Source organism: Agrobacterium sp. SOY23, assembly GCF_027212525.1.
GTDB lineage: Bacteria > Pseudomonadota > Alphaproteobacteria > Rhizobiales > Rhizobiaceae > Agrobacterium > Agrobacterium tumefaciens_I.
In genome coordinates this window covers 451285-471262 of the sequence record NZ_JAPWDT010000001.1, presented here as the reverse complement: position 1 = coordinate 471262, position 19978 = coordinate 451285, and the positions used below count along the sequence as shown (strand labels likewise).

Genomic DNA, 19978 nt, shown 5'->3' with positions numbered 1-19978 from the left:
ATGCGCCGCATCACAGTACCACCGCGCCCGGATTGGCGCGAAAAAGCCAATGCCGTGGGTTTCTCCTTCCATGAAATGCACGGCGAACCTTACTGGGTGGACGATGCGGCCTATTGCTTTGGACTCGATGAAATCGAACGCAATATCGAAGAGCCGAGCCAGGTCCTGCACGACATGTGCATGGATCTCGTCGCCGACATCGTCAACAGTGAGGAGGCGCTCACCCGCCTTGCCATCCCGCGCGATCATCACGATGTGATCCGAAATTCCTGGCGGCGGGGTGACCGCCACCTGTATGGCCGCTTCGATCTTGCCTATGACGGACATGGGCCCGCAAAGCTGCTCGAATACAACGCCGACACACCCACTTCCGTCTTCGAAACGGGATATTTCCAATATAACTGGCTGACGGATCAGGTTGCCCTTGGAACGTTCCCGGCGCAAACCGACCAGTTCAACTCGGTTCAGGAAGCCTTGATCGAAGCCTTCGGGCAATTCTCACGAGACAGGATTTTCCATTTCGCGGCGGTGAGCGACAGCGCCGAAGATTGCGGCACGACGATTTATCTCATGGACTGCGCCATTCAGGCTGGCCACCGCGCCCAGTTTCTCGATATCCGAGACATCGGCATCGATGCGAACGGACGTTATGCCGACCTCCAGAATCGCGTCATCGAGCGCTGCTTCAAGCTTTATCCCTGGGAATTCATGTTACGGGAATCCTTTGGGGCACATCTGCCTGCGGAGAGCGGCATTTTCATCGAGCCGGCCTGGAAAGCCGTGCTGTCGAACAAGGGCCTGCTGCCCATGCTTTGGCAGCGGCATCCCAATCACCCAAACCTGCTCCCGAGTTTCTTTCCCGACGATCCGGAAATATACGAATTACAGGATTACGTGGTGAAGCCGCTTCTGTCGCGTGAAGGCGAAAATGTCAGCCTTTACCGAAACCGGCGCGAAATTTTATCGGCCCCGGGCAGCTATGGCAAAGAGGGGTATGTTTTTCAGGCCTACGCGCCATTGTTCAAAAGCGAGTTCGGATATGCCGTGCTCGGAAGCTGGATCGTCGGCGATCGGCCCTGCGGGCTCGGCATTCGCGAGGACGCATCGCCCATCACCGCCAATCTCTCCCGCTACGTTCCCCATATCATCGAGGGGTGATCCTCGCCGAAAGGTCGGCAGGAAAATTCGCCAGTTGGCCTGTAAGCCGGGTTCTGTATGGCCCCGGTTTGACCCGGAACGTGGCAGCCATTCATCTGGGACGGCATTTGCATGCCGCCTCGCGCAACCCACCCGGATGACGGGCCCGGAAACCGGCTGTGAACGGGCTTTCGCCCGCCCCGTGTCATCCCTATTCGGTCTTGCTCCCGGTGGGGTTTACCTTGCCACCACTGTCACCAGCGGCGCGGTGGGCTCTTACCCCACCCTTTCACCCTTACCATGCAAAACATGGCGGTTTGCTCTCTGTGGCACTTTCCCTGGGGTCGCCCCCGCCGGACGTTATCCGGCACCGTATTTCCGTGGAGCCCGGACTTTCCTCACCTTACCGTCTTTCGACATTGGTAAAGCGCGGCTGCCCGGCCAACTGGCATGGGCTCAATAACCATGTTCCGCAGCGAAAGCCACCGAAAAGCGACGGCAAAGATCAAAGAAATGCCGGTGTGAAATCCGTCGAGAAGGTATCATCGGCGATTTTTCCATCCCGCAGCAGCGTAGCACCCAGCCGCCCGATCTCATCGGAACTCTTGGCCGCCGTACCGTTACCGCCGGTCAGAACCGCAATGCGCGGCGAGGCGGTGAAGCCAATGGCCGGGTAACCGCTCTGCGTTTTTGAGACGACGCAGGCGGCCATCGAGACACGAGAGAGATCAACGGAAGGCACCAGCTTGTCCACTATCTCCGAAAGATGGTCACGCACACTCTCGCGTCCGCCGGAACGGAACCATTCGCGGATTTCCGGGTCGCTGCCGACCCTTTTATCGTCGGGATCACCGCCGATCTTCAGGTAAAATTTGCCGTCGGGATACCGCACCGGCGGCAGGAGATAGATATGTTTCGTGGTATCACGCGGCTCATAGATCAGCGACGGCATGTCTGCATATTGGGCGAGATCGCCCTCATCTATCTCGAAGAAAGCGACGGTGCGGGCATAAACATCAAGCCCGACCGGCTGCGGCAGCAAATCCTTGGTGATGGAGAAGCCACCGGCCGCCACCAGCACCCGGTCTGCGGTATAAACCGCGCCAGAAGCCGTCTGCACCGAGGCGCGACCACCCTCTTCCCGCGTCGAGACGACGATATCATCGATCAGCGTAACGCCGGCCTTTTCCGCCAGTATGGCCTGTGCTTTCACCAGCGCGCGCGGGTTGACGTAACCGGCATTGTCCCTTTCGAATACGCCTTCGCAATCCGGTTCGAAGGAGAAATAGGGAAAGCGGCTTTTCAGGCTCTGGTCATCCAGCAGTTCCGTGGAAACGCCGAGCCGACCCGCCGCCTTGAGAACATCGTCGACAAAGGGATTGGCACCGCCCCGTTCGGGCCCCACCATCAGGCAACCAACCGGCGCGTAAAACGCGACGCCACTGCGTGCGGCAATATCGGCATAACGGGCGATGGAACGGTTGGCGAGCAAAGCCCAGTCGGCATCGCCATCGATGGTGCGGGTAATCCGCGCTTCATCGTAATGGCTGGCGAAGACGCCCTGATGGGTTTTGATATCGGCAGGCTCACCGGGACCGATCAGCGCCACGCCCTCCACCGTTTCCGCCAGATGGCGGGCAGCGGCCGCACCCATCATGCCGCGACCGACGACGATATAATTGAAATGCCCCGACATGCCGCCCTCTTTACCCGTTCCGTTCAGCCACACTCTTGTAGCCGCCTCGCCGGGCAATGTCAGACGAAAACCGGTGACATCTCGGCGGCGAATTCATCCTCGGTGAGCTGGCCGTTCAGAAGCAGCTGCGCGCCCAGTCGCCCGATCTCGTCCGAAGACTTGGCCGAAACGAAATTGCCGCCGGTCAGAACCGCGATATTGGAGGATTGCGTATAGCCGATATAGGGATAACCGCTGCGGGTGATGGAGGCGACACAGGAACCGGACGTGACCGGGCAGCCGACCAGCTCCGGCATCAGCGACAAGGCTTTTTTCGTCAGGAAATCCACCTCGCCCGGCGTGCCGTCCGAGTGGAACCAGTCCACCGCTTGGGCAAGCGTTTCAAGCCTGCCCTTTTCGCTTTCGCCACCGATCTTCAGATAGACCTTGCCATCGAGATATCGCACCGGCGGCAGGATATAGACGATATCGTCCTCGGTTTCCGCCAGCACGATCGTCGAGGGCATCGCGCCAAACAGCGCCTGCCTTGCCTCATCTAGCTCGAAAAACACGATGGTACGGCCCGTCGCCGCCATATCGACCGGCGATGGCAGAAGCTCCGCCATGTTGGTGAAACCACCCGCCGCGACGATGATCTTTTCGGCCGTATAGGTGGCCCCTTCCCGTGTCATGACTTCGACGCCACGGGAGGTATCGCGGATATGCGCCGCCGTCTCGCGCAAAAGCCGGGCGCCCTGCGCTTCGGCAATCACGCATTGTGCCTTCACCAGCGCCCGCGGATTGATGAGGCCGGCATTGCTGGCCTCGAAATAGCCACCGTGATCGGCAGGCAGCGAGAACATTGGAAATCGGTCGGCCAGCGAAGCATTGCCGAGCGTTTGCACCTCAAGACCGAGACGATCCGCCGAGGAAAGCGCCCGCGATACATAGTCTCCCGCAAGCCCCCTGCCGTTGCCGGTGAACAGGCAGCCCGCTTCGGTGAAGAACCGGATGCCGCTTTTCGCCTCGATCTCGGCATAACGCCGGATCGAGCGCTGCGCGAGTTCGGCCCAGACCGGATCACCGTCAAACCCACGGGTGATACGCGCTTCGTCGTAATGGCTTGAAAACACACCCTGATGCGTTTTGCGGTCGGCCGGCTCAGCCGGCCCGATCAGCGCCACGCCATCCGTTTGCACTGAGAGATGCCGCGCCGCGGCCGCTCCCATCATCCCGGCCCCGACCACGATATATTTGAAATCCGGCATGTCATGCTCCGTATCAGATTTGTTTCTGACTACAGCATGCCGGCCCAAACCGGAATCGCTTTTCGCAATTCCGCAGACGATCGATACCGGCCTTAGCTTGCCAGCAGTGCCTGCACCTTGCCGCAATAACGCTTGGACACCGGGTTCATACGGGTGGCACCGTGGCCGGCATTGTAACGCAGGATGGTACTGCAAACTTCGCCGCCGCCAAGCTGATGCGCCGTCGCCAGATATTGCATGCCCCAGCGAATATTGGTCTCGGGATCGTAGAGCGCCTTGGTCGTGCCGCGATAGCCCATCATCCGCGCCGTTGCCGGCTTGATCTGCATCAGCCCGACCTCGCCGGCGCTGCCACGGGCCTTGGGGTTGAACTTGCTTTCCACCGAAACCACGGCATGCGCCAGATTGGTGGGAACGCCGTAACGCTTGGCATATTTGACGATCAGCTCGGAATAGCCGTTCTTGAGAGAGGTAGGCAGGCTTTTTTCGGGAATGGGATAACCGGGCTTGCGGAAGAAGGTCTCCAGCGTCACGATCTTGGTCTTCACGTCTTCGTCTTTGGCAAAAGCAATCCCCGCCTGCGAAGCGAGCGTAACAACGCCCGCCACAACAGCAACAACAACCCTGTTCATATGTAGAAAAAGTCTCCAGATCGGATGACCAGAACAATGAAGCGGCACAAATATTCAACGCCCGGAAAGTCGATCGCGACTTCCCGCTGTCCAGTCTCCTTGATTGATATTGACGGCAGGTTCCCCTGAAGAACGACACCGCATGCAGTGACGTTCTTAAACTTCCTCAATGCGGATTAACTGTGGCACAACAAAAAAAGCGACTTGAACACACCGGAAAAGCGGGAATGCTTTTCCAGAATCGCCGCTCAGGAGGCCGAAAATCTCGGCAGGCTGGCGATCAGCCGGTGCAGCGTGTCGATGGTGGAGAAATCCGCGATCCCATCCACCAGGGCGGGGCGGAAATGCCGCTGGAAGGCAGCCACGGCGCCTTCGGTTTTCTCGCAATAAGCGCCTGTAATTTCAACACCATAACCATAGATGGACAGCATCGACTGCAGCGCTTCGACCGGCTGGCCATGATCGCCGCGCTGGAAAAAACGACCGCCACGGATCGGTGCAGGCTCCACCCAATGGCCGACACCGTGCTGCGACAGGATGTCCCACGGGAATTTTTCACCCGGATCGACCTTGCGGATCGGCGCGACATCCGAGTGCGCCAGCACCCTTTCAGGGGCGATATTCCAGCGCTGGCCGCAATCGCGACACAATTCGATAACGGCTTCCACCTGTTTCTTCGGGAATTCCGGCAGGCCACCGGGATGGCCCTTATTGGCGATCTCGATGCCGATGGAGCGGGAATTGATGTCCTCATCCCCCGCCCAGATGCTTTTACCGGCATGCCAGGCACGGCGGGTTTCCGGCACGAGCTGGATGACGCGCCCGTCCTCGAAGACGAAATAATGGCTGGAAACCTGGCTTTCGGGATTGCAGAGCCACGAAAGGGCACCATCCGCCGTCGTCATGCCGGTATAGTGGAGAAGAATGATATCGGGGCCGTCCACGCCCTGTCTTTCGCCATGGTTAGGCGAAGGCGCAACAGTTGCGCCCCCGAAATCCGGGGTAAAATCCGGCAGACATTCACTCATGCGACGCGGCGTTCTTTCTCGATGGCCGCATAGGCGGCGTTGAGAGCCGCCATACGCTCATTTGCGGCGGCATGCAATTCCATCGGCACGCCGCGTGCGATAAGCTTGTCCGGATGGTGTTCTGCCACCAGCGAACGGTAACGCCGGCGAATATCGGAAAAATCGTCGGAGGGCGAAACGCCGAGCACACGATAGGGATCGCGCCCGTCCATATGCACATGCCGCGCCATGATCGTTTCGAAATGATCTTCGGTGATACGAAAGATTTCCGCGATCCGGCCGAGGAAGGCCAGTTCCCGCTCGTGGATCAGCCCATCGGCCTTGGCAATGTGGAACAGGCCGTCGATGACGCTTTCCAGCATCTCGCAATTGGCGTGGCCGGAACCGCACAGACCCGCCAGTCGCTCCGCATAGGCCTCGTAACCGGCAACGTCCTGACGTGCGAGGTTATAAAGACGGGCGACGTTCTTGGCTTCTTCTTCCGGGAAATCGAAAATCTGCCGGAAGGCGCGAACCTCGGCATCGTTCACGACGCCATCAGCCTTCGCCATCTTGGCGGAAAGTGCGATGATGGCCACGGAAAAGGAAACCTTGCGGCGGGTTTCCGGGTCACCCTCAAACAGGGTGCGGATGGCTTCCACCACGCGCCCGAGTGCGCCGCCTGCCGCGTCGCCGATTGCGCCGAGCAGTCGTTCCCACAGGGATGAAATTTGCAGACAGGCGAAATCGAACATCATGCGACAAGCATGACGGGATATTACCGGGAATGCAAGACGCCCGGCGGCCTGGCGGCATTAACTTTTATTCATCTTTGCGACAGTTTTACTGCAGGAACAAGAGCGAGGCGAACGGCGCAAGCCCAGTTTTCCACAGATGCCGCAGACGGACACGGCCGCGCGGCAGCCCTGATGCGGATTGAAACGATTATATTCGGCCAGTTTTGTCAAGCCGCTGAAAAACCGCGAGAAATCGGCGTTTTTCTTGATAAATTCACTTTACACCTACACGCGGCTGTCGCATCCATTTGCCAGACATGTCTTTGGATATATGTGAAAAGGAGAGCCATGATGGCCAAACAGAAAGTCGCAATGCTGACCGCGGGTGGCCTTGCGCCCTGTCTCTCTTCGGCCGTGGGTGGCCTGATCGAACGCTACAGTGACATCGCGCCTGAGATCGACATCATCGCTTACCGTTCCGGTTATCAGGGCGTGCTTCTGGGCGACCGTATCGAGATCACGAAGGATATGCGCGAAAAGGCGCATCTGCTGCACCGTTACGGCGGCTCGCCGATCGGTAACAGCCGCGTCAAGCTCACCAATGCCGCCGATTGCGCCAAGCGCGGTCTCGTCAAGGAAGGCGACAATCCGCTGCGCGTCGCCGCTGACCGGCTGGCGGCTGACGGCGTCACCATTCTCCACACCATCGGCGGTGACGACACCAATACGACCGCCGCCGACCTTGCCGCCTATCTCGGCGCCAACGGCTACAACCTTACCGTCGTCGGCCTGCCGAAGACGGTGGATAATGACGTCGTGCCGATCAAGCAGTCGCTCGGTGCCTGGACGGCCGCCGAAGTCGGTGCTTCCTTCTTTGACAATGTCAGCAACGAACAGAGCGCTGCGCCGAAGACCTTCGTCATCCACGAAGTCATGGGCCGCCATTGCGGCTGGCTGACGGCCGCCACCGCCCGCGCCTATATTCAGAAGACCAGCGGCAATGAATATGTCGAAGGCCTGATGATGAACACGCAGATGAAGAACATTGACGGCATCTACCTGCCGGAAATGGCCTTCGACATCGAGGCGGAAGCCGAGCGACTCAAGGAAGTCATGGACAAGAACGGCTATGTCACGCTGTTCGTGTCCGAAGGTGCAGGCCTCGACGCCATCGTCGCCGAACGCGAAGCCTCGGGTGAGGCCGTGAAGCGCGATGCCTTCGGCCATGTGAAGATCGACACCATCAATGTCGGCGGCTGGTTCCAGAAGCAGTTTGCCAGCCTCATCGGCGCAGAGCGTTCCATGGTGCAGAAATCGGGCTATTTCGCCCGTTCCGCCGCCGCCAATGGCGACGACCTGCGCCTCATTCAGGGCATGGTCGATCTGGCGGTCGAAAGCGCGCTCAACAAGGTCTCCGGTGTCACCGGCCATGACGAAGACCAGAATGGCAAATTGCGAACCATCGAGTTTCCGCGTATCAAGGGCGGAAAGCATTTCGACCTCTCTGCAAAATGGTTTACCGAAGTGATGGAACACGTCGGTCAGCCGTTCACAGCGGCCTGATTTTACGATAGTCTAAAATAAGACGGCGACAGGGAGGGCAAGGAGGAAGAGAATGTCTGGACAGGCCTGGCTGATTTTTTGTGCAGCATGTGCCGTTGTGTTCGCACTCCCCTCTCCCCTTGTATTCTCTGTCGCCTCCTATGCCGCCATCCGCGGCAGGAAGACGGTCTTCGCCTCCGTCAGCGGCGGCGCACTCGGCATCGTCACTGCCATGACGATTTCCGCCATTCCGGTGGCCGGTCTTGCCTATCTGCCACAAGCCTTCCTTGAAATCGTGCAATGGGCAGGCATCGGCTGGCTGATGCTGTTTGTCCTGTGGACTTTCGCCACGCCGGCCGCACAGGCGGCCAATGCCGATAATGACAATCTGCCGGGCAAATCCTGGAGCGGTATCTTCCGCGATTGTTACGCCATCGCGGCCCTGCGCCCACGCTATTTCGCTTTCTTTCTGGCGTTGCTGCCTCAATTTATTTCCACCACGGGCAACGCCGTTGAAACCCTCGCCATGGCACAGGCCGCGATCCTGATTCTGACGTTTGTGATTCTGACCGCGCAGGCGCTGTTTGCCGGCCGGACTCTGGCGCTGGTGCGCCGCATGTCCGGTGATAAAAAAATCCGGCCGAAATACCGCACCCACTTCATTTCCGGCCGCGCCGTCAGTGCCGGATACAGGCGCATCGCGGCCTGAAAACCGGGGCGCCACGTCCCGGCTTGCCGCTTTCCTTACAATAGGTTAATGAAGGCGCGACGGGACACTGCCTGCTTCGCTCGACGCGGGGGTATCGAAAGACAGGCATAACGAAGGCGGCAACATGCGAAATTCGGGAAAATTCCGCGGAAGAAGTGCACTTCTTCTGTCTTCCACCGTGGGTCTGGCACTGGCATTGAGCGCATGCACCAGCGTCGAATATACCGCGAAGGAAGGGCCGAATGGTCCGAAAATCGCAACGGTCAGCCCCACCGCTCCTGCCCAGGCATCGACACAGCCGGCAACGGCTGAGGCCGCAGCCAGCGCCACCCCGGCCGCACCGGCGGCCCAGACCGCCCAAGCCGCAACATCTTCTCAGCCTGCAGCACTTCCCACCGCCGTCGCCGTCAAGGGCGGACGCGTGGCCCTGCCGCCGGCTTCAGAAATCGCAGCCGCCGCAGCTATTGCCGCGCAGATGCAGCCGCAACAGACCGACGTGGCGCAAGCCGCCGTAACGACATCCGCGCCGACCACGGCTGCGGCTCTGGCACCGACAAGCGCCACCCCGGCGGCGGCAGCCATCGAAACGGCGAGCATGGGGGCGAAGCCCACCACCCACAATGCAGCGGCCGACCTGCCGCAGGTTGTCGCCGTCAAGGGCAGCTTCCCGCCCGCACCGCCACCGCCCGGCACGCCGTCCATCGGCACCGAACTGACGGCGGAACGGAAAGTCATTCCCCTGCCGAAGCCGGACAGCACGGTCCTCGCCTATGCCGCGGGCCCCACCAATGCCGCGCTTGCCGCCATCCGGCAGAACGAATCAATGACGGCGCCGCTCAATTCCGCACCGGCCGGGCGCGAAAAGTTGAGCGGACTGATTACCAAATACGCCACCATGTATGATGTGCCGGAAGATCTGGTTCACCGCGTGGTGCAGCGCGAAAGCCGATATAATCCCGGTGCCTATAGCAGCGGCAATTTCGGCCTGATGCAAATCCGGCATGCCACGGCCCGCTCCATGGGCTTCGATGGCCCCGCCTCCGGCCTGTTCGATGCCGAAACCAATCTCAAATACGCCGTCAAATACCTGCGCGGCGCATGGGTTGTGGCGGGTAACGACCGTGACAATGCCGTCCGGCTTTATGCGCGCGGCTATTATTACGACGCCAAGCGCAAGGGCATGCTGCACGTCCTGCGCAAGTGATTGCGCTGGCCATGCCGGGAACACCGTTCAGCTAAACGGCTTTTCTGAAATACGTTGCGCGCCCTTTTCTTTGGTCATCCCCGGGCCTGTCCCAGGGATTTGATCACGTCGAAAAATCAATCCGTTGCAGATCCTTGGAACAAGTCCGAGGATGACGTTTGAGTGGGACGTGGTTCGTCTCCCTTCCAGCGATGACTCTGTTGCCCGGCTCGGATTGGCCCGGGCTGATCCCCAGGGGTCTTTTCTGTTCCCTGCCTCAACCCACAGCCCCTGTCATCAAACTGTAGTGTCACGGCTGTAGACGCCTCTCAATCGACTGAGAGGTGAACATATGACGAGTGCGGCACCCAAGACCGGCTTCAGCAAAAACACGAAACTGAAGTCCGCATTGCTCCAGCACAAGGCACTCTCCAAAAGTGGACTTTCCGAACGGTTCTTCGGTGTCCTCTTTTCCGGCCTCGTCTATCCACAGATCTGGGAAGACCCTGAGATCGACATGGAAGCGATGGAGCTTGGCGAAGGCCACCGCATCGTCACCATCGGCTCGGGCGGCTGCAACATGCTGGCCTATCTCTCCCGCAACCCGGCCAGCATCGATGTCGTGGACCTCAACCCGCATCACATTGCGCTGAACAAGCTGAAGCTCGCCGCCTTCCGCCATCTGCCCGCCCATCAGGACGTGGTGCGCCACTTCGGCCGCGCCAATACGCGCAGCAACAGCGTCGGTTATGACCGTTTCATCGCCGAGCATCTCGACGCCACCACCAAGGCTTACTGGTCGAAGCGCACCCTTTCCGGCCGCCGCCGCATTTCGGTGTTCGACAGGAACATCTACCGCACCGGCCTGCTCGGCCGCTTCATCGGCGCCGGCCACCTCATGGCCCGCCTGCATGGCGTGAAACTCACCGAAATGGCCAAGACCCGGACGCTGGACGAACAGCGCCAGTTTTTCGACAGCAAGGTTGCGCCGCTGTTCGACAAGCCGGTGGTACGCTGGCTGACGAAGCGCAAGAGCTCGCTTTTCGGCCTCGGCATTCCTCCGCGCCAATATGACGAACTGGCGAGCCTTTCCAACGACGGCACGGTCGCCTCCGTGCTCAAGGAGCGGCTGGAGAAGCTGGCCTGCAACTTCCCGCTCAGCGACAATTATTTTGCCTGGCAGGCTTTTGCACGCCGTTATCCCGAGCCGCATGAGGGCGCCCTGCCCGCTTATCTCAAGCCGGAATATTACGAGACGATCCGCAACAACACGGCCCGCGTGGCGGTGCACCACGCCACCTATACCGAGCTTCTTTCCAGAAAGCCGGCCAGCGCTGTTGACCGCTATATCCTGCTCGACGCCCAGGACTGGATGACGGATACGCAACTCAACGAATTGTGGTCGCAGATCAGCCGCACTGCCGCCCCCGGCGCGCGTGTCATCTTCCGCACCGCCGCCGAAAAGAGCGTCATCGAAGGTCGTCTCTCTCCTGATATCCGTAACCAGTGGGTCTATCTCGAAGAGCGCTCCAACGCGCTCAACGCCATGGATCGCTCGGCCATTTATGGCGGCTTCCATATCTACCAGAAGGCTATGGCATGAAAACCATCGGCGAGAATGTGGGCCTTGCAGACAGCGCGCATGCGAGCCTGATGGACCGCATGTATCGCCACCAGCGGCATATCTACGATATCACCCGCAAATATTACCTTCTCGGCCGCGACCGGACGATTTCCGGCCTCGACGTGCCGAAGGGCGGCACATTGCTTGAAGTCGGCTGCGGCACCGGCCGCAACCTGCTGCTGGCCAGCCGGAAATTTCCGCAGGCAAAGCTGTTCGGCCTCGATATTTCCGCCGAAATGCTGCTGACGGCTTCCGAGAATTTTAACGGCAAGGCAGAACGCCCGGTCCTGCGCGTGGCCGACGCCACCGCTTTCCGTGCCGCCGAATTCGGCCAGCCCGACGGTTTCGACCGTGTGATGATCCCCTATGCGCTGTCGATGATACCGGACTGGGAAAAGGCGATCGAACAGGCGCTCACCGCGCTGAAACCCGGCGGCTCGCTGCATATCGTCGATTTCGGCCAGCAGGAGCAATTGCCGAAGTGGTTCCGCAGCCTCCTCAGGGCCTGGCTTACCCGCTTCCACGTCACGCCCCGCGCCAACCTTCGTTATGTGCTCGCCAATATGGCAGGCCGCTTTGAAGGCAATCTGGAGTTCGAGGAGATTGCCCGGGGTTATGCCTGGCGGGCCGTCATCACGCTTCCGGTCATCGAAGCACAGCCGAAAATCAGCCGGATACTGGCGGACGCCTGATCAATCTGGCATCGCGCCTTACCGATTCGACTTGCCGATTCGAGGGCGGGCGCAGTACTGCCATCGGCATCATTGCCGTTAAACGCTTTGGCGCGCTCCGGCATTTTCCGATCCGCAAAACAGCAAATCGCTTCATATTCAGCGGCTTGCAAGGCCGAAATCAGCCATTGCCCCTTGCCATAACCGCTTGTTTACCATGTTATGCGTAGATCGGGAGATGCGGCACGCCATTTTGCGGCCGCGGGATGGGCAACATTTTCATCAGGGTTCCAATGCGGCTGCGTTTTTCGGCACTAATGTCGGCTTTGCTGTTGATCAGCGGCTGCACGTCCACCAGTTACGACCTGCTGGAAACCGCATCCGTTTCCAAGCCGAAGTTCTCCGATACCGACCCGCAGGATTTCGGCACGAACAACCCGCACCGCCACGAGGTACACGGCATCGACGTGTCCAAATGGAATGGCGATGTCGACTGGCAGACCGTGCGCAAATCCGGCGTCTCCTTCGTCTTCGTCAAGGCGACGGAAGGGTCCGACCGCATCGATCCGAAATTCGGCGATCATTGGCGCAGCGCGGCGGCAGCCAATATTCTGCATGCGCCCTACCACTTCTATTATTTCTGCTCGACGGCAGATGCGCAGGCCGACTGGTTCATCCGCAACGTGCCGAAAGAAGCCGTTACCCTGCCGCCGGTTCTCGATGTGGAGTGGAACCCCTCCTCGCCCACCTGCAAGACGCGCCCGGCACCCGGCATCGTGCGCGCCGAAATGCAGCGTTTCCTCGACCGCATCGAGGCCCATTACGGCAAGCGCCCGATCATCTATACCTCGGTGGATTTCCACCGCGACAATCTTGTCGGCCAGTTCAAGGACTATCATTTCTGGGTGCGTTCCGTCGCCGCCCATCCGGCCAAGATTTACGAAGACCGGAAATGGGCCTTCTGGCAATATACGGCAACCGGCGTCGTGCCCGGCGTAAACGGCCCGACCGACATCAATGTCTTTGCCGGCACGGAGAAAAACTGGCGAAAATGGATTGCTTCCGCCAAATAACACGGCCAAGAAGCAACACTTTCGAAAAATCGGCGTTCTTTCGCATCAGCAGATCGCCCGGTCCGTTTTTTTGTCGCAAACATATGGGTAAAGCGGGCCAACAACCCATCGAGGAAATTCCCATGCCCACCTTCCGGTCGCGCAGCATCGTATTTGCCGCCGCTTTGTCGCTTCTTTCCACCGGCTCCGCCTTCGCAACGCCGCCCGTCGCTTCGCCTGACGATCCCAAGCAGGTTGCCTGCGGCGGTGATCTCGGCGCGTTTCTCGAAGGCGTAAAAGCCGATGCGCTCGCCAAGGGCGTTCCGGCCGACGCGATCCAGAAGGCGCTTGCCGGCGCGCAAATCGACCCGAAAGTGCTCTCGCGTGACCGCGCCCAGGGCGTCTTCCGCCAGACCTTCCTGGAATTCTCCCAGCGCACCGTCAGCCAGGCCCGTCTCGATATCGGCCGCAAGAAGCTGCAGGAGCTCTCCTCCACCTTCGCCCGCGCCGAAAACGAATTCGGCGTACCGGCCGGCGTCATCGCCGCCTTCTGGGCAATGGAGACGGATTTCGGCGCCGTTCAGGGCGATTTCAACACCCGCAACGCGCTGGTGACGCTCTCGCATGATTGCCGCCGCCCGGAACTCTTCCGTCCGCAGCTGCTGGCACTCATCGAAATGGTTCAGCATGGTGATCTCGACCCCGCCGCCAATACGGGCGCCTGGGCCGGCGAAATCGGTCAGGTGCAGATGCTGCCCAAGGACATCATCGCCTTCGGCGTCGACGGCGATGGCGATGGCCACGTCAACGTCAAGAGCAGCGCCCCGGATGCCATCCTGACGGCCGCGAAATTCATCCAGCACCTCGGTTTCAAGAAGGGCGAACCCTGGATTCAGGAAGTTTCCCTGCCGGAAAACCTCCCCTGGGAAAAATCCGGCCTCGGCGGCCCGCTGACCGCCGCCGACTGGTTCGCGCTCGGCGTCACCCCGCGCGACGGCAACAAGAACTTCTCCTCCCTGCCCGCTGCCCTCATCATGCCGCAGGGCCGCAAGGGACCGACCTTCATCACCTATCCGAACTTCAACATCTATCTCGAATGGAACCAGTCGTTCATCTACACGACGTCGGCCGCCTATTTCGCCACCCGCCTGATGGGCGCCCCCGTCTACAACAAGGGCAATCCCGAACCGGGCTTCGATGACGCGACGATGAAAGAGCTTCAGACCAAGCTCGAAGCGCGCGGACACAATGTCGGCAAGGTGGATGGCATTCTCGGTTCCGGCACCCGCGTCGCCATCCAGAAGGAGCAGCAGCGTCTCGGACTGCCCGCCGATGGCTGGCCGTCGACGGCACTTCTGCAGGCGCTTTAAGCAATCTTAACGGCGTCTTCCGGCCTTTAATCTATCGGCCGGAATCAGGGCAAAATCTGTTAATCTCGACCTGATGACTGGGGATAACACCCCGGTCATTTACTTTTTTTAAACATATGAAGCACTGCGTGATTTTAAAATAGTCTTTTATTTTCAAACAATTAAAGAATTTTCATTTTTACGCCGCGCCCAAACATGCTGCGCCGCATTATAAAAACCGCTTTTCAACTGCCACAAAACGGTCATATTATCGAAGCTGTCAACAAGAGGAGGCACCCATGGGACTTACAAAATCTCTCAATGCCTTGGCAGTCGGTTTGGCGTTTTTGTTCGTAGCGATGATGCTTTTCATCTGACGAGACGTGAAGACCAAACGCAGATAAAAACCGTAGATGACACGAGTTTAAAAAGCGCAGGCCCCGAGGGACCTGCGCTTTTTTCATGTCGATAATCCGCTTGTCTGAGATCAGGCGGCGCTGCGGCGCAGACGCTCCAGCCCGAGGTTTTCCAGCACGGCGTCGACCAGCGGAGCGCGGTTCATGGTGTAGAGGTGGAACTCGTTAATACCGCGCCGCTGAAGATCGGCGATCTGCTCGGCGGCAACCTCCGCCGCCACGCGGGCGCGGCCTTCCAGATCCTCGTCATAGCCTTCGAAACGCTCATCCAGGAAACCGGGAATGCTGGTGCCGCAACGGCCGGCGAAACGCTTCAACTGGGTGAGATTCTGGATCGGCATGATGCCTGGAACCACCGGAATGGTGATACCCGCCGCCGTCACGCGCTCCATGTAGCGCTCGAATACGTCATTATCGAAAAAGAACTGCGTCAGCGCCCGGGTCGCACCATTGTCCGCCTTGCGCTTCAGCATATCGATATCGATCGCTTCGCTGGCGCTTTCCGGATGCTTTTCCGGATAGGCCGAAACGGAAATCTCGAAATCGCTGATCTCCCGCAGCCCCCGCACCAAAGCGGCGGCATTTTCGTAACCTTCCGGATGCGGCTTATAGGCCGTGCCGATGCCCGTCGAGGGATCGCCACGCAGCGCCACGAAATGGCGAACGCCGGCGTTACGGAACTCTTCAATGACCTGATGCACATCCTCACGGCTGGCATCAACGCAGGTCAGATGTGCCGCTGTCGGCAGATGACTGTCACCGATCATCCGGCGCACGGCATCCAGCGTCGGCGCCTTGGTGGAACCGCCGGCGCCATAGGTGACGGACACGAAATCCGGATCCCACTTCTTCAGCTCGGCAACCGTTTCCCAGAGCTGGGCTTCCATCTCGGCATTCTTGGGCGGGAAAAATTCGAAAGACAACCGGATATCGCCATCGCGGCGCGCGGTTTCCGACCTCAACATATCATGCCCTCCCGGAGCCAAGTAAAACCACCTCTTGCACCACATCGTCTGCCATCAGCAGCCGCTGGTCACGGGCAACCCATATCGTCACGTCCAGAGCTTCGTCGGACGCTTTTTCAGAATGAAGATCAACGGCGCGCTCCAGAGAAAGTCCGGCCTTTTTCAACCATTCTTCCATCAGCGGATGTGAAAAGCCGAGCCGCACATGCGCATGTTCATCGCGCAGATATTCGAAGGAATGCGGCGCGAGATCGATGACGATCAACCGCCCGCCGGGTCGCAGCATGCGCGCGGCTTCCGCCAGCGCGATTTCCGGCTGGTCAAGAAAATGCAGGACCTGATGGATGACGATCAGATCGAAATCCTGTCCCTCCAGCGGCAGGTTGAGAATATCGCCATGGCGAACCGAGGCATTGACGACGCCCGCCTTGTCGAGATTGGCGCGTGCCACCGAGAGCATGTCGCGGCTGGCGTCCACGCCGATCGCACGGCGATAGATGCCGCTCAGAAGCTGAAGGATGCGGCCGGTGCCCGTGCCGAGATCAAGAAGCGAATCGATCGGCGTGGTGCCCACCAGCTTCAGCAGTGCGCCTTCCACGGCCTCATCGCTGACATGCAGGCGGCGCAGTTCGTCCCAGGCGGATGCATTGCGGCTGAAATAATCCTGCGCCCGCTCGGCCCGCACCCGCTTGACGGTGGCAAGCCGCTCACTGTCACGCTGGAGAACGGCGTCAGAAGGCGATGCCGCGCCAAGCAGTTGCCGGACGACAACGGCGGGCTCACCATCCTGCCGCAGACGGAAATAGGCCCAGGCCCCTTCCTGATACCGCTCGATCAGCCCCTCTTCCGTCAAAAGCTTGAGGTGACGGGAGATACGCGGCTGCGACTGGCCGAGGATTTCGGTAAGATCAGTAACGGTCAGATCGCCGGCCGCAAGAAGCGCCAGCAAACGAAAGCGCGTCGGCTCGCCCGCCGCCTTCAGGAGATCCACCAATTTGTCCAAACCGAACGACACTCTGCCGCGCCTCGCAAGCTAATCAAGATATAAAGATATCTTTATGTCGATGTCGCGTTCGATGCAAGCGCAAAGTGTCCTGCGCGGTCTTGAAGTCGAATTATTGCACGAAAAAAGGCCCGCTTTGCGGCGGGCCTTTCTGAGAAATGCGGGAAAAGGATCAGCGCGTCAGGCGCTTGTAGCTCACGCGGCCGGGCTTGATGCTTTCCGGACCGAGACGTCGGACCTTGTCCTTTTCGTAGTCTTCGAAGTTGCCTTCGAACCATTCCACATGGCTGTCACCCTCGAAAGCGAGGATGTGGGTGGCCAGACGGTCGAGGAACATGCGGTCGTGGCTGATGATAACGGCGCAGCCGGCGAAGGCTTCCAGCGCTTCTTCAAGTGCTGCCAGCGTTTCCGTATCGAGGTCGTTGGTCGGTTCGTCGAGCAGCAGGACGTTGCCGCCGGCCTTCAGCATCTTGGCGAGGTGAACGCGGTTGCGCTGACCCCCCGAAAGATTGCCGACCTTCTGCTGCTGGTCGCCACCCTTGAAGTTGAAGGCACCGCAATAGGCACGCGAGTTCACCTCGAACTTGCCGAGCTTGATGATGTCGTTACCGCCGGAGATTTCCTCCCACACGGTCTTGTCACCCGCCAGCGCGTCGCGGCTCTGGTCGACATAACCGAGCTGAACCGTCTCACCGACAGTTACCGAACCGCTGTCCGGCTGCTCCTGACCGGTGATCATCTTGAACAGCGTGGTCTTGCCGGCGCCGTTCGGGCCGATGACGCCGACGATGCCGCCGGGCGGCAGCTTGAAGGACAGGTTTTCGATCAGCACGCGGTCGCCGTAGGACTTGGTGAGGTTCTCGGCCTCGATGACGACGCGGCCAAGACGCTCGGCAACCGGAATGACGATCTGCGCGTCGCCGGGACGGCGGTTTTCCGCCGCTTCCACCAGCTCGTCATAGGCCTTGATACGGGCCTTGGACTTGGTCTGGCGTGCCTTGGGGCTGGAAGCGATCCACTCGCTTTCGCGGCTGATGGCCTTCTGGCGGGAAGCATCTTCGCGGGCTTCCTGCTGCATGCGCTTGGCTTTCGCCTGCAGGTAAGCGGAGTAGTTGCCTTCGTAAGGAATGCCGCGACCACGGTCGAGCTCAAGAATCCAGCCCGTGACGTTGTCGAGGAAGTAGCGGTCGTGGGTGATCATCATCACGGCGCCGGGATAGTCGCGCAGGTGCTTTTCGAGCCAGGCGATCGTTTCCGCGTCAAGGTGGTTGGTCGGTTCGTCGAGCAGCAGCAGGTCCGGCTGCGACAGCAGCAGGCGGCACAGCGCAACGCGGCGGCGCTCACCACCCGAAAGGCCTGTCACGGCCGAGTCGCCGGGCGGGCAACGCAGCGCATCCATGGCCATTTCAACCTGATTTTCCAGATCCCACAGGTTCTGGCTGTCGATCATGTCCTGGAGTTTTGCGCCCTCTTCCGCCGTTTCGTCGGAATAGTTCATCATCAACTCGTTGTAACGGTCAACGATCGCCGTCTTGCTCGCCACGCCTTCCATGACGTTTTCCATCACGGTCTTGTTTTCGTCGAGCTTCGGCTCCTGCTCGAGGTAACCGAGCGTCGCACCCTCAGCAAGCCAGGCCTCACCGGTATATTCCTTGTCGAGGCCGGCCATGATTTTCAAAACGGTCGACTTACCGGCGCCGTTCGGGCCGAGGATACCGATCTTGGCGTCGGGGTAGAAGGAGAGATGCACATTCTCCAGAACCTTCTTCGCGCCATAGGCCTTGTTCAGCCCGGCCATGTGATAGATGAATTGACGTGCCATTGTAGCGAATGCTCCACATCGGATTTTTAAGAGTACGTATCGGGAAATTTGCCGCTATGTAGGGTAAATAGGACCTTGGGGCAACCTCTGGCACGATTATGACCCCATGATTATGACAAGGCGCATGGTGACACGGTGGGTGCGACGATGAATGACACGACGGACGACTTGGCCTTCAGCCGGATCGAGAGGCTCGAGGCCCCTTCCGGCGCATCGCTGGCCTATCGCCATCTACCCTCCGCCCTTTCGCCGGCGCGCGGCGTGCTGATGATCTGCCACGGCCTTGTGGAGCATGCCGGCCGTTACCGCCGTTTTGCCGATGTCATGGCGAAACAGGGTTTCGAGGTCTATGCCCATGACCACCGTGGCCATGGCCGCACGAAGGCGGCGGACGCGCCCCTCGGCCGCTTCGGCTGGAAGGATGGCGCGGAAAAGGTCGTCGCCGATGTCATGGCGATGCGCGTGATGGTCGGAGAAAGACATCCCGGCCTTCCGGTCATCCTGTTCGGCCATTCCATGGGTGGCCTCGTGGCGCTCAACGCTGCCGTCAGCCATCCGGAAGCCTTCGATGGCCTGTCCATCTGGAATTCCAATCTCAATCCCGGCTTCATGGGCCGCATCGCGCAGGTCGTGCTGCGGCTTGAAAAGATGCTGAAGGGCTCGGACGTGCCGAGCGCCATCCTGCCAAAAGCGACCTTCCGTTCCTGGAACGCAAAAATGCCGGAAAAGCGCACCCATGCCGACTGGCTGAGCCACGACAAGGCGGCGGTGGACGCCTATGTGGAAGACCCGCTCTGCCAGTTCGAGGCCAGCGTTTCGCTCTGGCAGGATGTCTTCGAACTCTCCTATCGCGCGCCAAAACTCATCGAACGCCTACCGAAGACCCTGCCGCTTCTCCTCGTCAGCGGCGATCAGGATGCCGCCACCAATGATGGCAGAGAGATCGTCTGGCTCGCCGAACGTTTCCGAGAGGCAGGCTTCAGCCATGTCGAGCACACGATCTACCGCGGCATGCGGCACGAAACGCTGAACGAAATCGGCTGGCAGGCCGCGGCGGCGGATTTCGCCGCCTGGTGCGGCCGGGTGGTGGGTGGCAGCCAAACGCCCTCCCCGTCATTCCGGCCTTGAGCCGGAATGACGGAATAGGGAACGTTACGAACGCGGCATCTGTCCAGGCTATACCGTT

Annotated in this window: 17 protein-coding genes and 1 other RNA gene; 9 read left to right on the top strand and 9 right to left on the bottom strand. The window is 59.9% G+C overall.

The genetic code is table 11. The features are described from left to right. Complete coding sequence (locus O3S81_RS02250; RefSeq protein ID WP_269340656.1) at positions 1-1158, top strand: glutathionylspermidine synthase family protein; 1158 nt, start codon at positions 1-3, stop codon at positions 1156-1158. A gap of 26 nt (positions 1159-1184) precedes the next feature. Here O3S81_RS02250 and rnpB read toward each other — a convergent pair. From rnpB to O3S81_RS02220, 6 genes are all read right to left on the bottom strand, one after another. Next, an RNA gene (rnpB, locus tag O3S81_RS02245) (RNase P RNA component class A) lies at positions 1185-1586 on the bottom strand. A gap of 56 nt (positions 1587-1642) precedes the next feature. Beyond that, positions 1643-2833, bottom strand: coding sequence for an NAD(P)/FAD-dependent oxidoreductase (locus O3S81_RS02240; RefSeq protein WP_269340654.1), 1191 nt, complete (start codon positions 2831-2833; stop codon positions 1643-1645). A gap of 59 nt (positions 2834-2892) precedes the next feature. Continuing rightward, positions 2893-4080, bottom strand: a complete 1188-nt coding sequence (locus O3S81_RS02235) for an FAD-dependent oxidoreductase (protein WP_269340652.1) — start codon at positions 4078-4080, stop codon at positions 2893-2895. 92 nt (positions 4081-4172) lie between these two features. Beyond that, positions 4173-4712 (bottom strand): lytic transglycosylase domain-containing protein, encoded by a 540-nt coding sequence (locus O3S81_RS02230; RefSeq protein ID WP_269340650.1) that lies wholly within the window; start codon positions 4710-4712, stop codon positions 4173-4175. 248 nt (positions 4713-4960) lie between these two features. Next, complete coding sequence (locus O3S81_RS02225) at positions 4961-5740, bottom strand: N-acetylmuramoyl-L-alanine amidase (protein ID WP_269340649.1); 780 nt, start codon at positions 5738-5740, stop codon at positions 4961-4963. Next, complete coding sequence (locus O3S81_RS02220) at positions 5737-6477, bottom strand: J domain-containing protein (protein ID WP_003522185.1); 741 nt, start codon at positions 6475-6477, stop codon at positions 5737-5739. Before O3S81_RS02220 ends, O3S81_RS02225 begins: the two co-directional genes overlap by 4 nt. A 330-nt stretch (positions 6478-6807) precedes the next feature. Between O3S81_RS02220 and O3S81_RS02215 the strand changes: the two genes are divergently transcribed. The 7 genes from O3S81_RS02215 to O3S81_RS02185 all read left to right on the top strand — a co-directional run bounded on the left by O3S81_RS02215 (position 6808) and on the right by O3S81_RS02185 (position 14607). Next, on the top strand, positions 6808-8019 hold the full coding sequence (locus O3S81_RS02215) for a pyrophosphate--fructose-6-phosphate 1-phosphotransferase (RefSeq protein WP_269340646.1): 1212 nt from the start codon (positions 6808-6810) through the stop codon (positions 8017-8019). Positions 8020-8071: 52 nt separating this feature from the next. Then, positions 8072-8707, top strand: coding sequence for a LysE family translocator (locus O3S81_RS02210; protein ID WP_269340645.1), 636 nt, complete (start codon positions 8072-8074; stop codon positions 8705-8707). Positions 8708-8831: 124 nt separating this feature from the next. Further along, a complete protein-coding gene (locus O3S81_RS02205) occupies positions 8832-9911 on the top strand; it encodes a lytic transglycosylase domain-containing protein (RefSeq protein WP_269340644.1) in 1080 nt (359 codons plus the stop codon). A gap of 331 nt (positions 9912-10242) precedes the next feature. Continuing rightward, positions 10243-11493, top strand: coding sequence for a DUF3419 family protein (locus O3S81_RS02200; protein WP_269340642.1), 1251 nt, complete (start codon positions 10243-10245; stop codon positions 11491-11493). After that, complete coding sequence (locus O3S81_RS02195; protein ID WP_269340641.1) at positions 11490-12206, top strand: class I SAM-dependent methyltransferase; 717 nt, start codon at positions 11490-11492, stop codon at positions 12204-12206. The genes O3S81_RS02200 and O3S81_RS02195 overlap by 4 nt, the downstream gene beginning before the upstream one ends. Positions 12207-12478: 272 nt before the next feature. Further along, positions 12479-13258, top strand: coding sequence for a glycoside hydrolase family 25 protein (locus tag O3S81_RS02190; protein ID WP_269340639.1), 780 nt, complete (start codon positions 12479-12481; stop codon positions 13256-13258). Between the two features lie 122 nt (positions 13259-13380). Beyond that, entirely contained in the window at positions 13381-14607 is a 1227-nt protein-coding gene (locus tag O3S81_RS02185; protein ID WP_269340638.1) for a lytic murein transglycosylase, read from the top strand. Positions 14608-15073: 466 nt separating this feature from the next. Here O3S81_RS02185 and metF read toward each other — a convergent pair whose 3' ends face one another. The 3 genes from metF to ettA form a co-directional block, all read right to left on the bottom strand. Further along, entirely contained in the window at positions 15074-15967 is an 894-nt protein-coding gene (gene metF / locus O3S81_RS02180) for a methylenetetrahydrofolate reductase [NAD(P)H] (RefSeq protein WP_269340637.1), read from the bottom strand. A 1-nt stretch (position 15968) separates the two neighbouring features. Continuing rightward, positions 15969-16982, bottom strand: a complete 1014-nt coding sequence (locus O3S81_RS02175) for an ArsR/SmtB family transcription factor (protein WP_269340635.1) — start codon at positions 16980-16982, stop codon at positions 15969-15971. Positions 16983-17142: 160 nt separating this feature from the next. Next, positions 17143-18792, bottom strand: coding sequence for an energy-dependent translational throttle protein EttA (gene ettA / locus O3S81_RS02170; RefSeq protein WP_269340634.1), 1650 nt, complete (start codon positions 18790-18792; stop codon positions 17143-17145). Positions 18793-18939: 147 nt separating this feature from the next. Here ettA and O3S81_RS02165 point away from each other — a divergent pair, with 147 nt between their 5' ends. Beyond that, complete coding sequence (locus O3S81_RS02165) at positions 18940-19920, top strand: alpha/beta hydrolase (RefSeq protein ID WP_269340633.1); 981 nt, start codon at positions 18940-18942, stop codon at positions 19918-19920. Positions 19921-19978: the final 58 nt, after the last annotated feature.